Here is a 14,955-nt window from a genome sequence, read left to right on the forward strand (position 1 = left end):
GCCCGCGCCGAAATCGGCTCAGAACTATCGATTTCTTCGATCGATAGCATTTTTCTCAGACGCTGACGACAGCCCCGGGCCTCACGACGGCTCGAGGCTGCGCCACATATACCAGGTCGCGACGGTACGCCACGGCTCCCAGTTGGCCGCGACTTCGCGCGCTTCGCTGCGCGTCACCGGCTCGCCACTGAAATAGTTGACGCTGATCGCGCGGATCAGGCCCAGATCGTCGAGCGGCAGCACATTCGGGCGTGCGAGATTGAAGATCAGGAACATCTCGGCGGTCCAGCGGCCAATGCCGCGAATCGCCGTGAGCTCCGCGATCACGTCTTCGTCGTCCATCGACGTCCACTTGCCGACGTGCAGCGCACCCGAGACGAAATGCTGCGCGAGATCGAGGATGTATTCCGTCTTGCGTTTCGAGAGGCCACACGCGGCGAGCCTCTCGTGACCGAGTTTCAGGAACTGCTGCGGCATGAGCTTCGGGCATGCGGCTTCCACACGCTGCCACAGCGCCTGCGCCGCCGCCGTCGAAATCTGCTGGCCGACCACCGAGCGTGCGAGCGTGACGAACGGATCGTCGCGGCTCAACAAATGCACGGGACCGAACTTCGGAATCAGCTTCTTGAGAATGCGGTCGCGCTTGACGAGGTCCGCGCACGCCTTGTCCCAATAGTCGGGACGCTGCACTTCGAATTCGAGATCGCCCAGCGCGTTCGCCGCGGGCTCCACGCCTTCGAGTGCCGCCGGACCATTGGAGAGCGCAGCCTCGATTGCCGCGCCGTCGAGCACTTCGTGCGAGCCGGACGCGCCGTTGGTTTTCCCGCGCGCCGTCTTCGCAGCCGGCTTTGTCGCTGCCTTGCCGCCCGCTCCATTGAGCGCACGCTTTGCACCTGCGGGTGCGCCCGCAGTTCCGCCCGTTAGCGACGCAGACCGCCTGGTCTGCGTCTTCGTGGCCGTTGCCATCCTGCCTCCTGCCTCGCGAATCGATCAGTGGAAACTGGACAGCCCGCTTACACGCGGCGCCACTCGGTCAACCCGCCCGGTTTGTCTTCGAGCGCGACACCGGCTTCGAGCAGTTCGGCCCGAATCCGGTCCGCCTCCGCATATTGCTTCGCCTGCTTGGCCGCCGTGCGCGCCGCGATCTTCGCTTCGATCGCTGCCACGTCGAGCGCGCCTGCATCTTGTGCGCCCGCGGCCTGTTGCAGGAACACGCGCGGCTCGCGCACGAGCAGCCCGATCACACGTGCGAGACGCTGCAACTGACGCGCGAGCATGGCGTCGCGCGTACGGTTCACCTCGCTCGCGAGTTCGAACAGCACGGCGATCGCCACCGGCGTGTTGAAATCGTCGTTCATTGCCGCACGAAAACGTTGCGCGTACGGCTCGTTCCAGTCAAGCTCGCCCGCGTCCGGCGTCACGTCTTTCAACGCCGTGTAAAGACGGGTGAGCGCGTTGCGCGCGTCGTCGAGATGCGCGTCGCTGTGATTCAGCGGCGAGCGGTAATGCGCGCGCGCCATGAAGAAGCGCACCACTTCGGCATCGTACTTCGCCAGCACTTCGCGGATCGTGAAGAAGTTGCCGAGCGACTTCGACATCTTCTCGTTGTCGATATTCACGAAGCCGTTATGCATCCACGTATTGACGAACGTCTTGCCGGTCGCGCCTTCGCTCTGCGCAATCTCGTTCTCATGGTGCGGAAACTGCAGATCCTGACCGCCGCCGTGAATGTCGAAGTGCTCGCCGAGCAACGTGCAGCCCATGGCCGAGCATTCGATATGCCAGCCCGGACGCCCGCGTCCATATTTCGAATCCCAGCTCGTGTCGGCCGGCTCTTGCGGTTTTGCCTGTTTCCAGAGCACGAAGTCAAGCGGATCCTGCTTGGCATCGTTCGTCGCCACACGTTCGCCCGCGCGCAGGTCTTCGATCGACTTGCCGGAGAGCGCGCCATAGTTCGCGAACTTGCGCACCGCGTAGTTCACGTCGCCGTCCGCGCCCTGGTACGCGTAGCCGTTGCGCTCGAGCTTGCCGATCATGTCGAGCATCTGCGCAATGTACTGCGTCGCGCGCGGCTCGTGATCGGGACGCTCGATGCCGAGCGCGTCCGCGTCTTCGTGCAGCGCTGCGATGAAACGGTCGGTGAGCTGCTTGATCGTCTCGCCGTTTTCTACCGCACGACGAATGATCTTGTCGTCGATATCGGTAATGTTGCGCACATAGGTCACGTTGTAGCCGAGCGCGCGCAGCCAGCGTTGCACGATATCGAACACCACCATCACACGCGCATGCCCGACATGACAATAGTCGTACACCGTCATCCCGCAGACGTACATACGCACGACGCCGGGCTCGAGTGGCACGAAATTTTGCTTGTCACGCGCGAGCGTGTTGTAGATGCGCAGTGATTCCATAAAGGCGATGGATACGTGGGTCGAAAGAAATCCGCGGCGGCGCCGACCGCAGCCAGCGGGTGATGCCCGCATTGCTCAGGCTGCTGTCTGTCGGCGACCGGACTGCAACCAGGTTGCTATCGGGGCGGAGACGACCACGAGTGGCGTTGGAAAGCCCGGCGACTCGCGCAGCGCGCCCGGAATACGAATGAAACGGGCGAGGGACAAAGCGCGCGACGAAACGCACAGACCTTTTGTTAGAATGGCTCGGAGTATAACACCGCGACCTCACCCTATGAAACCTTCCAGCGGCCGCGCGCCCCGTGCTGCGACCCTTGCCGCGTCGGCTCTCTCGAGCGTCGCGATCGTGCTGTGCAGTGTCAGCATCGCGCATGCCGCGCCTCCGGCGACCTCCGACGCCACGCCCGGCGCCGACGCCGCGATCAGCCAGCACGACTGGGCTGGCGCGCTCAGCCAGCTCGACGCGCGCATCAAGACGAACCCGCGCGACGTGCAGGCGAAGTTCAAGCGCGCGACCATTCTCGCGCGCCTGAACCGCGACGACGACGCGATCGAGGCGTTCACCGAACTCACGCAGCTCTACCCCGAATTGCCCGAGCCTTACAACAATCTCGCGGCGCTTTACGCGAAGCATGGCCGCTACGACGAGGCGCGCGTCGCGCTCGAAACCGCGGTGAAGGCAAACCCGTCGTACGGACTCGCGTGGGAAAATCTCGGCGACCTTTACCTGCGTCTGGCCGACGCGTCATACCGCCGCGCGCAAACGCTTGGCCATGCAAGCGGCACCACGCAGCAGCGCCAGGCCGACATCGCGAAGATCATCTCGCCGCCGCCCGCGCAAAAGAAGTCGGCCGCGGCAGCGGCAGAAAGCGCATCGGCAGCGAGCCCGTCGGCCATCGTGCCCGCGCTCAGCAACCCGGCGTACCAGTTCGGCGGCTCGACGGGATCGCTCGCGATGCCGCCTTTCGTGGCGCCGTCGAACTAACATCTGGCGCGCAGCGTGCGCGCCGCGACACGTTTTTCCCGCACTTCCGAGGATACTCATGAAATGGTTGATGTTGGCGCTCGGCAGCGCCGCCCTGATCGCGAACGCACCCGCCTTTGCACAAAACGGCCAGCCGGCCGCCGCGCATCCGCAAGTGCTCTTCAAGACCAGTGAAGGCGACATTCGCGTCGAGCTCTATCCGGAGAAAGCGCCGAAGACCGTCGACAATTTCCTGCAGTACGTGAAGGCTGGCCAGTACAACGGCACGATCTTTCATCGCGTCATTCGCGGTTTCATGATCCAGGGCGGCGGCTACACGCAAAGCTTCGTCGAGAAACCCACGCGCGCGCCGATCGCGCTCGAAAGCAGGAATGGCCTGAAGAACCTCACGGGCACGATCGCGATGGCGCGCACGAGCGACCCGAATTCGGCCACCGCTCAGTTCTTCATCAACACGGTGGATAACGCCGGCCTCGACTATCCGAACCCGGACGGCAACGGCTATGCCGTGTTCGGCAAGGTCACGCAAGGCATGGACGTCGTGAAGAAGATCGAAGCGGCGCCCACCACCTCGCGCGGCCCGATGTCCGATGTGCCGCAAAAGGAAATCGTGATCGAGTCGGCGACCGTCGTCGGCAAGTAAGCACGCCGGCAACACGCCAGTTAATCATCGACTAACCGGGCGGCAGCGCCGCCCTCACCCGTCGCACGTCGCGGCGCCGGCACACGCGTTGGGCAACACGCCCCGCCTCTTGCCGATGCAGCGACGTTCATTCCCCCCGCCACAGGCAAAGGATTCCATCATGGTCGAACTGCACACGAACCACGGCGTCATCAAGCTCGAACTGAACGCCGAGAAGGCCCCGAAGACGGTCGCCAACTTCCTCAACTATGTGAAGAGCGGCCACTATGACGGCACGGTGTTTCACCGCGTCATCGACGGGTTCATGATCCAGGGCGGCGGCTTCGACGCCGGCATGAAGCAAAAGCCGACCGAAGCGCCGATCGAAAACGAAGCGAACAACGGCCTGAAGAACGAGCGCGGCTCCATCGCCATGGCGCGCACCAACGACCCGCACTCGGCGTCGGCGCAGTTCTTCATCAACGTCGCCGACAACGACTTCCTGAACCACTCGTCGCCGACGCCGCAAGGCTGGGGCTACGCCGTGTTCGGCAAGGTCGTGGAAGGCCTCGAAGTGGTCGACAAGATCAAGAAGGTCAAGACGGGCTCGAAGGGCTTCCATCAGGACGTGCCGGTCGACGACGTCGTGATCGAGAAGGCTGTCGTCGTCGAATAAGCTTCGTACAACTCTCACGCACACCCTTCATCGATGCTGCAGGAAAAGGCTTTACGACACGCTGCCGCGGGCGTGCCCGGCGAGGGCAAGCGCCCCCACGCGGCTCGTCCGTTTCTGTTCATTTCCGATGTGCATCTGAATGAAGGGATTCCGCGTACGGTCGCCGCGTTCGAGCGCTTCATCCGGGTCACGGCCGATCAGGCCGACTCGGTATTCATACTCGGCGACCTCTTCGAATACTGGATCGGTGACGACATGCTCACCGATCCGTTCCCCGCGCGCATGGCTGCGCTGATGCATACGCTCTCCGAGCGCGGCATCGCGCTCTACATCATGCACGGCAACCGCGACTTTCTGATGGGCAAGCGCTTCATGAAAGCCGCGGGCGCGATCTGGCTGCCCGACCCCATCGCGATCACCGCGTTCGGCACGCGCCTCGCACTCGCGCACGGCGACGCGATGTGCACCGACGATCACGGCTATCAGGTCTTCCGCAAGCTCGCGCGCAACCGGCTCGTGCAGCTGCTGTTTCTTGCCTGGCCGTTTCGCTGGCGGCGAGCGATCGCCGAGCGCGCGCGTCGCGCGAGCGAAAGCAAACGCAGCGGCCCGCGCCTGCCGAAGTACGACGTCACGGTCAAAGGCGTTGCGGCGCTCTTCAAGCGTGCGCGCGCGAACACCATCGTGCACGGCCACACGCACCGGCCGGCGCGCCACCAGGAGCCCGGCGGCACGCGTTGGGTCTTGCCCGACTGGGATCTCGATCACGGCAAGCCGCGTGGCGGCTATCTGCGCGTGGATGCCGAAGGCTTCAGGGTCTTGCCGCTGGACTGAGGTGCGCCGCCTTTACTTTTAGCGCTTGCTCTTAGCGCCCTCCTGGCGCCACGTCTCAAACGCGCGCAGGCGCCTTCTCCTCTTCGCGGCTCGACGCTTCGGCTTGCGGGCCGACACATTCGAGCCCCTCGGATAGACGCCGCAATTCGGCGAGCGCCGCATCGGCGCCATGGAGCGCCTCGAGTCGCGCGCCGAGACGCTCGAGCGCGACGACGATCGCATCGACGCGCTGCGTCTGCGTAGCCGCGTGGTCGATCAGGCCGTGAATCGCGAGCGAAACCGGGTCGTCGGCATTGGGCGTGATGCCATAGGCGCAAAAGCCCTCTCGCGCCGAGGCCGGTTTGGCCTGCACCGGCGCGGTCTTCGCGGGCGCGACGACGCGTGCGGGGTTGCCTACCGCCGTAGCCCCTTCCGGCACCGGCTTCACGACCACGGCGTTCGAGCCGATTTTCGCCGCGGCGCCCACCGTGAAGCCGCCGAGCACCTTTGCGCCCGCACCGACGATCACGCCCGGCCCCAGCGTCGGGTGGCGCTTCGCGCCGCGCGTGAGCGACGTGCCGCCGAGCGTCACGCCCTGGTAGATCGTGCAGTCGTCGCCGACCTCGGCCGTCTCGCCGATCACCACGCCCATGCCGTGATCGATGAACACGCGCCTGCCGACGGTCGCGCCCGGATGGATCTCGATGCCCGTCAGAAAACGCGCGATCTGCGAAATGTAGCGCGCGAGCCAGCGGCGCCTGGCGAGCCAGCACGCATGCGCGAAGCGATGCAGCACGAGCGCGTGCAGACCCGGATAACAGGTCAGGACCTCCCACGCGCTGCGGGCGGCGGGATCGCGCTCGCGGATCGTGGCAATGTCTTCGCGAAGTCTCTTGAACATGGCTGTCACGCTAAAAACGGATGAAACATGGGAATGGCGGCCGCGCGACGCCGCAGCGTGCGTGCAAGCGACGCAACGGCTATTGCAGCCGCGCGCATTTGCTTATGAATTTTTCGCCGGTTTTCAGCCGATTGTAGGCGCAAAGCCGATTCGAGGTCGGAAGCCCCCGTCGGCGGCAAGGTTTGCGCCGGCGCGCGCAGCCGCGCCGACACAGAGGATCAGCGGATCTCGCCCTTGCCGTCGCCTTTGCCCTTGAGCAGGAGGATGTGCTTGGCGATGCCACGCACGATATTGACCTCCTCGCGCTCGAGCCCCGAGCGGGCGAAGAGCCGCCGCAGCCGCGACATCAGCTTCTTCGGATTGGCGGGGTCGAGAAACTCGAGCGCGATGAGCGCGTTCTCGAGGTGCACGTACATGCGTTCGATGTCGTCGCTGGTCGCGAGCGGCGACCCGGCCGGAAGCGGGGCGGCGCCGCCCGCACCGCCAGCCGCCGGCAGCGCGGCGGCGGGTGCGCTCTCCCCGAGGTACGCGAGGCGCAGCTCATAGGCGAGCACCTGAACCGCCTGGGCCAGATTGAGCGAGCTATAGGCGGGATTGGCCGGAATATGCGCAAGCGCGCTGCAGCGCTCGACGTCGTCGTTCGACAGGCCCGTGCGTTCGTTGCCGAACACGAGCGCGATGTCGCCGCCGTGCACCGCCTGGCGGCAGGCGTCCTGCACCGCCTCGCGCGGCGCTGCGGGCGGCGGCCCGTACTCGCGCGTGCGCGCTGTGAGCGCGAGCGACCATTGCACGCCCGCCAGCGCATCGGCAAGCGTCGGCACGATGTGGGCGGCCGCGAGCACGTCGTCGGCGCCGCTCGCCATGGCAATGGCTTCCGGGTCGCAGTGGACCTGCGGCACGCGCGGCGCCACCAGCACGAGGCGCGAGAATCCCATGGTCTTCAGCGCGCGCGCGGCCGCGCCGACGTTGCCGGGGTGGCTCGGCTCGACGAGCACGAAGCGGGTAGACGTGAAGCCGCCGCGCAGCGGCTCGTGGGCGTCGCCGCAAGCCGGCGCCGCAGCGTGGGAAGTTGCGTGGGAATCGGGTGAATCGGGGTGCGCCAAGATGGTTCTCTAACCGCGAAAAGGAGATTGAAATGTCTATGTTAGCGCGCCCGGCGCCGCGGCGATGTGTGCTCATGCGCTTCCTGCCGCGAACGTCATATCCATAGAAATCCCGATATCCCGCCCGAGAGAAGCCATGGAATCGCCGATACTCGGGTAAAATGGCGGTTTCGCGCGCGTCGGGCGAATCGTGCAGCCGTGTTGCTGACCGCCAGGCGCCCGGCAAGTCGCTGGCCAACAGCGCCGCCGCGCCCCGCTCTTATCCAATTCGTCTCCGTTGACGGGACAGGTTCCGCAGGTCCATTCGAGGCCCGCGCCCTGTCCAATCGTTAGACGCTTTTATCTTTTGCACCACCGGCGCGCGTCCCGCCTTCGCGAGCGCCGGACAACAAGGATCCTGGCTCATGCATCCCATGCTCAACATCGCTGTCAAGGCCGCGCGCCGCGCCGGACAGATCATCAACCGTGCGTCGCTCGACCTCGACCTCGTGCAGGTCGCGAAGAAGCAGCACAACGATTTCGTCACGGAAGTCGACAAGGCGGCTGAAGCCGCCATCATCGAAACGCTCAAGACCGCCTACCCCGACCACGCCATCCTTGCCGAGGAATCGGGCCAGTCGGAGAACGAGTCCGAGTACCAGTGGATCATCGATCCGCTCGACGGCACCACCAACTTCATCCACGGCTTCCAGTACTACTGCGTCTCGATCGCGCTCGCACACAAGGGCCTCGTCACGCAGGCCGTGGTCTATGACCCGACGCGCAACGATCTCTTCACCGCATCGCGCGGCCGCGGCGCGTTCCTGAACGACCGCCGCATCCGCGTGGGCCGCCGCGACCGTCTCGCCGACGGCCTGATCGGCACCGGCTTCCCGTTCCGCGAAAAGGACGGCCTCGACAGCTACTGCGAACTGTTCGCCGAAATGACCAACGCGTGCGCGGGCCTGCGCCGCCCGGGCGCGGCCGCGCTCGATCTGGCCAACGTCGCCGCCGGCCGCATGGACGGCTTCTTCGAGCAGGGCCTCAACCCGTGGGATGTCGCCGCAGGCGGCCTGCTCGTGACGGAAGCCGGCGGCCTGATCGGCAACTACACGGGCGACTCGGACTTCCTGCACATGGGCGAAGTCGTCGCGGGCAACCCGAAGATCTACGCGCAGATGGTGCCGATCCTCTCGAAGTACACGCGCGTGCCCAAGGCGGCGTAAGCGCCCGTGCGCGTCGCGGTGCACGCCTGGCTCCGCCGCGATGCGTGCAAAGCGCACGCCAGGTCACGCCTGACCCACGCATGCGCATCGAGCGGCTTCGGCCGCTTTTTTGTTTCGCCCGCCGCCCTGCTGCAAGAGGACCACGCACGCATCCGATGAAAAAAGGCTTCTACACGATCATCGCCGCGCAGTTCGTGTCGTCGCTCGCCGACAACGCGCTCCTCATCGCGGCGATTGCGCTGCTCACGGTGATTGCTTCGCCCGCCTGGGTGACGCCACTGCTGCAGATCTTTTTCACGATCTCGTACGTACTGCTCGCGCCTTTCGTGGGTGCGTTTGCCGACGCCCTGCAAAAGCGCCACGTCATGTTCGTCTCGAACGCGCTCAAGGCGTGCGGCTGTCTGCTGATGATCGCGGGCGTGCATCCGATGATCGCGTATGGCGTGGTCGGCTTCGGCGCGGCGGCTTACTCGCCTGCAAAGTACGGAATCCTGACGGAATTGCTGCCGGCCGAAAAGCTCATCGCCGCCAATGCGTGGCTCGAATCGGCCACGGTGCTTTCCACCATCGTCGGCACGATGATGGGCGGCGCACTCGTTTCCACTTACGCCGACCGTTTCGTCACGCGCCATCCGTGGCCGGCGATCCATTCGGCCGCCGACCTCGCGATGCTCGCCGTCATGGTCACGTATGTGATCGCCGCGATCATCAACATCGGCATTCCCGACACGGGCGCGCGCTACGAGAACCGGCTCAGCGAACCGGCTCGTCTCATGGGCGATTTCACGCATAGCTTCAACGTGCTCTGGACCGACAAGCTCGCGCAGATCGCACTCTGGGTCACGACCCTGATGTGGGGCGCGGCGGTCACGCTGCAACTGCTCGTGCTCAAGTGGGCCGACGTGAATCTCGGACTCTCGCTCTCGAAAGCCGCCGTGATGCAGGGCGTGACCGGACTCGGCATCGCGCTCGGCGCGGGCGCGGCAGCCGCATGGGTGTCGCTGCGCGCCTCGTTGCGCGTGCTGCCCGTAGGCGTACTGTGCGGCGCGGTGGCGATCGGCATGGCGTTCTACAGCAAAGGCCTTTTCCCGCAAGGCGTTGGCGTGCGCTTCGGCGCGTTCATCGTGCCCTTCTACCTGCTTTTCGCGTACCCGCTGATGGTGCTGCTCGGCGTGCTCGCCGGTTTCTTCATTGTGCCGATGAACGCCCTGCTCCAGCATCGCGGCGCGACGCTGCTTTCGGCGGGCCACTCGATCGCGGTGCAGAATTTCAACCAGAATCTCGCGGTGCTGCTCATGCTCGGCGCGTATGCGTTGCTGCTCACCGCGAAGGTTCCCGTGCAGTGGATCATCGTCGTGTTCGGCCTGTTCGTTTCCACGATGATCTGGCTCGCCATGCGGCACAGTGCGGCAAACGCGCGCACCGTGGACATGCAGGCGCTGGTCGACGAATGACGGGAGCCACTGTGACGGCGTTAGCCGAAAGGCTGGCTTTACATGCAATCGGCGCGCGTTAAACTCACGCCCTGAACCCCTAGCAAGACACCGAGGATGGCTACACACACCGCAGGCGCAGCCGACATCGCGCAACATACCCCCATGATGCAGCAGTATCTGCGCATCAAGGCCGACCATCCGGGCACGCTCGTGTTCTACCGCATGGGCGACTTCTACGAGCTCTTCTTCGAAGACGCCGAGAAGGCCGCGCGCCTGCTCGACCTCACGCTCACGCAGCGCGGGGCATCTGCGGGCAATCCGATCAAGATGGCGGGCGTGCCGCATCACGCGGTCGAGCAATATCTCGCGAAGCTCGTGAAGCTGGGCGAGTCGGTGGCGATCTGCGAACAGATCGGCGACCCCGCCACCTCCAAGGGTCCGGTCGAGCGCAAGGTCGTGCGCGTGGTGACGCCCGGCACGCTGACCGACGCCGCCCTCCTTTCCGACAAGAACGACGTCTACCTGATGGCCGTGTGCCCCGGCCACAACCGGCGCGGCGTGACCGTCAACGTGGGCCTCGCGTGGCTCAATCTCGCCAGCGGCGCCTTGCGTCTCGCGGAAGTCGCGCCGGAACAGGTCGCCACGGCGTTCGAGCGCATTCGGCCTGCCGAAATCCTCGTCGCGGAAATGCCGGCGGAAACCGCTGCCTGGGCGCCGCCCGCCGGTTCGGGCGCGCTCACACGCGTGCCGGCCTGGCACTTCGACGTCGGCTCGGGCAAGCAACGCCTGTGCGACCAGCTCGACGTGGCAAGCCTCGACGGCTTCGGCGCGCAAACGCTCACGAGCGCATGCGGCGCGGCGGGCGCGCTGCTGCTCTACGCGGCGGCCACACAAGGCCAGCAACTGCGCCACGTGCGCAGCCTGAAGGTCGAAGCCGAATCGGAATACATCGGACTCGATCCGGCCACGCGCCGCAACCTCGAACTCACGGAAACGCTGCGCGGCACCGAATCGCCCACGCTCTGCTCGCTGCTCGACACGTGCAGCACGGCCATGGGCAGCCGCTTGCTGCGTCACTGGCTGCATCACCCGCCGCGCGAAGCCGCGATTGCGCAAATGCGCCAGCAGGCCATCGGCGCCTTGCTCGAGGCGCCGCCGCACGCGAGCGTCGATACCTTGCGCAGCGTCTTGCGCCAGATCGCCGACGTCGAGCGCATTACCGGGCGCCTTGCGCTGCTTTCCGCGCGCCCGCGCGATCTGTCCAGCCTGCGCGACACCTTTGCCGCACTGCCCGCGCTGCGCGAACAGGTCGCAGCCGCAAGCGGCGCGGCCACGTCGCTCGCGCATATTGCCGAGGCGCTCGAACCGCCCGCCGAGTGCGCGGCGCTCCTGCAGCGCGCGGTTGCGCCGGAACCGGCGGCGATGGTGCGCGACGGCGGCGTGATCGCACGCGGCTACGATGCGGATCTCGACGAACTGCGCGACATCTCCGAGAACTGCGGTCAGTTCCTGCTCGACCTCGAAACGCGCGAGCGTACGCGCACCGGCATCGGCAATCTGCGCGTCGAGTACAACAAGGTGCACGGCTTCTATATCGAAGTCACACGCGGCCAGACCGACAAGGTTCCCGACGACTATCGCCGTCGCCAGACGCTCAAGAACGCCGAGCGCTATATCACGCCGGAACTGAAGACGTTCGAAGACAAGGCGCTGTCGGCGCAGGAACGCGCGCTTTCGCGCGAAAAGGCGCTCTACGACGCGCTGCTGCAGTCGCTGCTGCCATTCATTCCCGATTGCCAGCGCGTGGCTGCCGCACTCGCGGAACTCGACCTGCTTGCTGCATTCGCGGAACGCGCCCGCGCGCTGGACTGGAATGCGCCCACGTTTGCGCAGGCGCCGGGCATCGAGATCGAGCAAGGCCGCCATCCCGTGGTCGAAGCGCAGGTCGAGCAGTTCATCGCCAACGACTGCCTGCTTTCGGCCGAGCGCAAGCTGCTGCTCATCACCGGCCCGAACATGGGCGGTAAATCGACTTTCATGCGACAGACCGCGCTCATCGCCCTGCTCGCTTACGTGGGCAGCTACGTGCCGGCAAAGCGCGCGAGCTTCGGGCCGATCGACCGCATCTTCACGCGCATCGGCGCCGCCGACGACCTCGCGGGCGGCCGCTCGACCTTCATGGTCGAGATGACCGAAGCCGCGGCCATTCTCAACGACGCCACGCCGCAAAGCCTCGTGCTCATGGACGAGATCGGGCGCGGCACATCGACGTTCGACGGCCTCGCGCTCGCGTGGGCCATCGCGCGGCATCTGCTCGCGCACAACGGTTGCCACACGCTCTTCGCCACGCACTACTTCGAGCTCACGCAACTGCCGGCCGAATTTGCGCAGGCGGCGAACGTGCATCTTTCGGCAGTCGAGCATGGCCACGGCATCGTGTTCCTGCACGCGGTGCAGGAAGGCCCGGCGAACCAGAGCTACGGCCTGCAGGTCGCACAGCTCGCGGGGGTGCCTGCCGCTGTGATCCGCGCTGCGCGCAAACATCTCGTGCATCTCGAGCAGCAATCGGCGGGGCAGCCCACGCCGCAACTCGACCTGTTCGCCGCCCCCGCCGCCGAATACGACGACGTGGCGCCCTTCGTGGAGGATCGCGCCGCGCCGGTCGAAGAGGATCGTGGCGCGTCGCTCGTCGCTCAGCGGCTGCGCGAACTCGATCCGAACGAACTGCGCCCGCGTGACGCGCTCGACCTGTTGTACGAACTGCATGAGCTGGCCACAGCGCCGGACGCCAAGCGCTAAGCGTCGCCTCGCGACGCTGCCGCGGCCGCCGCAACCGGCGGGCCGCGGCAGTCGCCGCTCGCGCTATCTGAAAATCATGCGCCGTGCGTCGTGCACGTTGATGCTGGTTGCGTCACTGGGTTCATCGCTCGCGGCGTTCGCGCAAGCACCGCGCTATGCCTTCGCGGTCGTGGCGAACGCGCTCACCTCGCAGTCCGAGGAAGCGTCGGCGCAGCGGCTCATCGACGCCATCGGACGCGATCCGCAAATCGCGTTCACGGTCTACGACGGCAATCTCAAAGGCGCACGCGAAACCTGTGCCGACCATCTTTACGAGCAGCGTCACGACCTGCTCGATGCGTCACGTGCGCCGCTCGTGTTCGTACCCGGCGAACGCGACTGGGTCACCTGCGGCATGAACGGCTCGGGCGCCTACGATCCCGCTGAGCGGCTCGACTTCCTGCGCCAGAACTTCTTCTCCGATCCCAACGCGCTCGGCCAAACTCCCTTGACGCTCACGCGCGAGAGCGAAGTCTCGCGCTTCCGGCCGTACCGGGAAAACGTGCGCTGGCAGCTCGGCGACACCGTGTTCATCGGGTTGAACGTGCCGGACGGCAACAATCACTATCTCAATGCGGGTGGACGCAACGGCGAGTTCGAAGATCGCGTGATCGCCAACGGCTTCTGGCTCGAACACGCAGCCGAGTATGCGAAGCGCCGCAACGCGCGCGCGATCGTCATCTTCATGCAAGGCAACGCGATGCCCGAGCATTACGAGCGTCCCGACCGCTTCGCGTGGCTGCGCTTTCACCGCGCACCGCGCGACGGCTATCTCGAGCTGCGCCGCAGCCTCGTGAAGCTCGCCGAGATTTTCCGCGGCCAGATCATCGTCGTGAATACCGACGACTCGAAGCTCGCACATGGCTTCACGATCGATCAGCCGCTGCGCAACGACAAGGGCGCAAAGATAGAAAACGTCACGCGCATCGCGTTCTCACTGCGCGATCCGCTTACGCAATGGCTGCAGGTGGACGCCGACATGGCGCGCCGCACGCCGCTGCGCGTGAGCGTGCACGATGTGCCGAAGCATCTACCGCTGTTGCCCGTGCAGCCGTCGCCGTTCACGCCAGGCGCGGGTTCGTCGCCCGCGATGCCGGAAATGCCTGAAGTGTCGTCGATGCCGGATGTGACCGAGATTCCCGGCATGCCGCAGTCGCCTGACGTCGCGCCCGCCACGCCTGGCGCATCGGGAACTGCCGTGCCTCCCGCCTTGCCGCCGTCCGGCAACGGCGTGCTCGTGCCGGCGTGGCCCACGCAGGGTGGCCAGAATGGCTTAAACGGTCGGAATGATGCGAATGGCCAGAACGGCCTGGGTGGTGCAAACAGCGGTGAAAGCAGCAGCGGCAATGGCCTGCCGCCAGTCCAGCTGCAGCCGCCCGGCGCACCGGCGTCAGGCGGCTTCGCGCATTGAGCGGCGATTAGTGCAGGGTGGGTTTCGAGGCGCCTTCATCGCCGTCGTCTTCTTCGTCTTCGTCGATGATTTCGAGGCCGTCCGCGCCATGCGCGTGCTCATGCTCGATTTCGTCTTCGGTGGCGGTGCGCACTTCCTTGACCGTCAGCGCGAAACGCAGCGCCATGCCCGCTAGCGGATGGTTGCCGTCGAGCACGACCTTGTCTTCGGCAACATCCGTGACCGTATAGATGAGCGTGTCGAGATCTTCGTCGCCTTCTTCGGGCGTACCTTCGAACTGCATGCCGACTTCGAGTGGCTCGGGGAAGCGGTTGCGCGGCTCGATCTTCACGAGCTCGGGATCGTACTCCCCGAAAGCGTCCTGCGGATCAAGCTGGATCTGGGTCTCGAAGCCCGGCTCCTGCCCGTCCAGCACTTCCTCGATCTTGGGGAACGTGCCATCATAGCCGCCGTGCAGATAGACCATCGGCTCGTCGCTTTCCTCGATCAGATTGCCCTGCGCATCCGATAGCTTGTAAGCGACCGACACGACGGTGTCCTTTGCAATTTTCATTCGA

13 protein-coding genes are annotated in these 14,955 nt (G+C 65.6%); 8 read left to right on the forward strand and 5 right to left on the reverse strand.

Annotated elements, in window-relative coordinates; translation table 11 throughout:
* Positions 1-81 precede the first annotated feature (81 nt).
* Positions 82-966, reverse strand: coding sequence for a DNA-3-methyladenine glycosylase family protein (locus tag ACOJB8_RS31585; RefSeq protein ID WP_475016105.1), 885 nt, complete (start codon positions 964-966; stop codon positions 82-84).
* Between the two features lie 47 nt (positions 967-1,013).
* Complete coding sequence (gene cysS / locus ACOJB8_RS31590) at positions 1,014-2,411, reverse strand: cysteine--tRNA ligase (protein WP_368682980.1); 1,398 nt, start codon at positions 2,409-2,411, stop codon at positions 1,014-1,016.
* A 274-nt stretch (positions 2,412-2,685) separates the two neighbouring features.
* Between cysS and ACOJB8_RS31595 the strand changes: the two genes are divergently transcribed.
* From ACOJB8_RS31595 to ACOJB8_RS31610, 4 genes are all read left to right on the forward strand, one after another.
* On the forward strand, positions 2,686-3,396 hold the full coding sequence (locus ACOJB8_RS31595; RefSeq protein ID WP_069265575.1) for a tetratricopeptide repeat protein: 711 nt from the start codon (positions 2,686-2,688) through the stop codon (positions 3,394-3,396).
* 58 nt (positions 3,397-3,454) lie between these two features.
* Positions 3,455-4,039: a peptidylprolyl isomerase gene (locus ACOJB8_RS31600; protein ID WP_069265574.1), complete on the forward strand. Its 585-nt coding sequence runs from the start codon at positions 3,455-3,457 to the stop codon at positions 4,037-4,039.
* Positions 4,040-4,199: 160 nt separating this feature from the next.
* Positions 4,200-4,694 carry a peptidylprolyl isomerase gene (locus ACOJB8_RS31605; RefSeq protein WP_069265573.1) on the forward strand — a complete coding sequence of 165 codons (495 nt, stop codon included), beginning with the start codon at positions 4,200-4,202 and terminating at the stop codon, positions 4,692-4,694.
* A 33-nt stretch (positions 4,695-4,727) separates the two neighbouring features.
* Entirely contained in the window at positions 4,728-5,525 is a 798-nt protein-coding gene (locus tag ACOJB8_RS31610) for a UDP-2,3-diacylglucosamine diphosphatase (protein ID WP_069265572.1), read from the forward strand.
* 55 nt (positions 5,526-5,580) lie between these two features.
* Here the strand turns inward: ACOJB8_RS31610 and cysE are convergent, their stop codons facing one another.
* On the reverse strand, positions 5,581-6,405 hold the full coding sequence (cysE, locus tag ACOJB8_RS31615) for a serine O-acetyltransferase (RefSeq protein WP_368682979.1): 825 nt from the start codon (positions 6,403-6,405) through the stop codon (positions 5,581-5,583).
* A 218-nt stretch (positions 6,406-6,623) separates the two neighbouring features.
* Entirely contained in the window at positions 6,624-7,508 is an 885-nt protein-coding gene (locus ACOJB8_RS31620) for an RNA methyltransferase (protein ID WP_069265570.1), read from the reverse strand.
* A 404-nt stretch (positions 7,509-7,912) separates the two neighbouring features.
* Here ACOJB8_RS31620 and ACOJB8_RS31625 point away from each other — a divergent pair, with 404 nt between their 5' ends.
* The 4 genes from ACOJB8_RS31625 to ACOJB8_RS31640 all read left to right on the forward strand — a co-directional run bounded on the left by ACOJB8_RS31625 (position 7,913) and on the right by ACOJB8_RS31640 (position 14,398).
* Entirely contained in the window at positions 7,913-8,713 is an 801-nt protein-coding gene (locus ACOJB8_RS31625; protein ID WP_266227414.1) for an inositol monophosphatase family protein, read from the forward strand.
* Between the two features lie 155 nt (positions 8,714-8,868).
* The gene (lplT, locus tag ACOJB8_RS31630) at positions 8,869-10,167 is read left to right on the forward strand and encodes a lysophospholipid transporter LplT (RefSeq protein ID WP_475016108.1); all 1,299 of its coding nucleotides are present in this window, start codon (positions 8,869-8,871) and stop codon (positions 10,165-10,167) included.
* Positions 10,168-10,263: 96 nt separating this feature from the next.
* Positions 10,264-12,948, forward strand: coding sequence for a DNA mismatch repair protein MutS (mutS, locus tag ACOJB8_RS31635; RefSeq protein ID WP_475016109.1), 2,685 nt, complete (start codon positions 10,264-10,266; stop codon positions 12,946-12,948).
* The gene (locus tag ACOJB8_RS31640; protein WP_475016111.1) at positions 12,914-14,398 is read left to right on the forward strand and encodes a hypothetical protein; all 1,485 of its coding nucleotides are present in this window, start codon (positions 12,914-12,916) and stop codon (positions 14,396-14,398) included. Before mutS ends, ACOJB8_RS31640 begins: the two co-directional genes overlap by 35 nt.
* 7 nt (positions 14,399-14,405) lie before the next feature.
* Here the strand turns inward: ACOJB8_RS31640 and ACOJB8_RS31645 are convergent, their stop codons facing one another.
* Positions 14,406-14,951 carry an FKBP-type peptidyl-prolyl cis-trans isomerase gene (locus ACOJB8_RS31645; RefSeq protein WP_069265565.1) on the reverse strand — a complete coding sequence of 182 codons (546 nt, stop codon included), beginning with the start codon at positions 14,949-14,951 and terminating at the stop codon, positions 14,406-14,408.
* Positions 14,952-14,955 lie beyond the last annotated feature (4 nt).

This window comes from Paraburkholderia sp. BR10141 (assembly GCF_056155635.1).

Coding starts and splice junctions, on each gene's coding strand:
- ACOJB8_RS31585 (WP_475016105.1), bottom strand. CDS start 966: ATGGCAACGGCCACGAAGACGCAGACCAGGCGGTCTGCGTCGCTAACG.
- cysE (WP_368682979.1), bottom strand. CDS start 6,405: ATGTTCAAGAGACTTCGCGAAGACATTGCCACGATCCGCGAGCGCGAT.
- ACOJB8_RS31600 (WP_069265574.1), top strand. CDS start 3,455: ATGAAATGGTTGATGTTGGCGCTCGGCAGCGCCGCCCTGATCGCGAAC.
- ACOJB8_RS31605 (WP_069265573.1), top strand. CDS start 4,200: ATGGTCGAACTGCACACGAACCACGGCGTCATCAAGCTCGAACTGAAC.
- ACOJB8_RS31640 (WP_475016111.1), top strand. CDS start 12,914: ATGAGCTGGCCACAGCGCCGGACGCCAAGCGCTAAGCGTCGCCTCGCG.
- ACOJB8_RS31610 (WP_069265572.1), top strand. CDS start 4,728: ATGCTGCAGGAAAAGGCTTTACGACACGCTGCCGCGGGCGTGCCCGGC.
- ACOJB8_RS31645 (WP_069265565.1), bottom strand. CDS start 14,951: ATGAAAATTGCAAAGGACACCGTCGTGTCGGTCGCTTACAAGCTATCG.
- lplT (WP_475016108.1), top strand. CDS start 8,869: ATGAAAAAAGGCTTCTACACGATCATCGCCGCGCAGTTCGTGTCGTCG.
- ACOJB8_RS31595 (WP_069265575.1), top strand. CDS start 2,686: ATGAAACCTTCCAGCGGCCGCGCGCCCCGTGCTGCGACCCTTGCCGCG.
- ACOJB8_RS31625 (WP_266227414.1), top strand. CDS start 7,913: ATGCATCCCATGCTCAACATCGCTGTCAAGGCCGCGCGCCGCGCCGGA.
- mutS (WP_475016109.1), top strand. CDS start 10,264: ATGGCTACACACACCGCAGGCGCAGCCGACATCGCGCAACATACCCCC.
- cysS (WP_368682980.1), bottom strand. CDS start 2,411: ATGGAATCACTGCGCATCTACAACACGCTCGCGCGTGACAAGCAAAAT.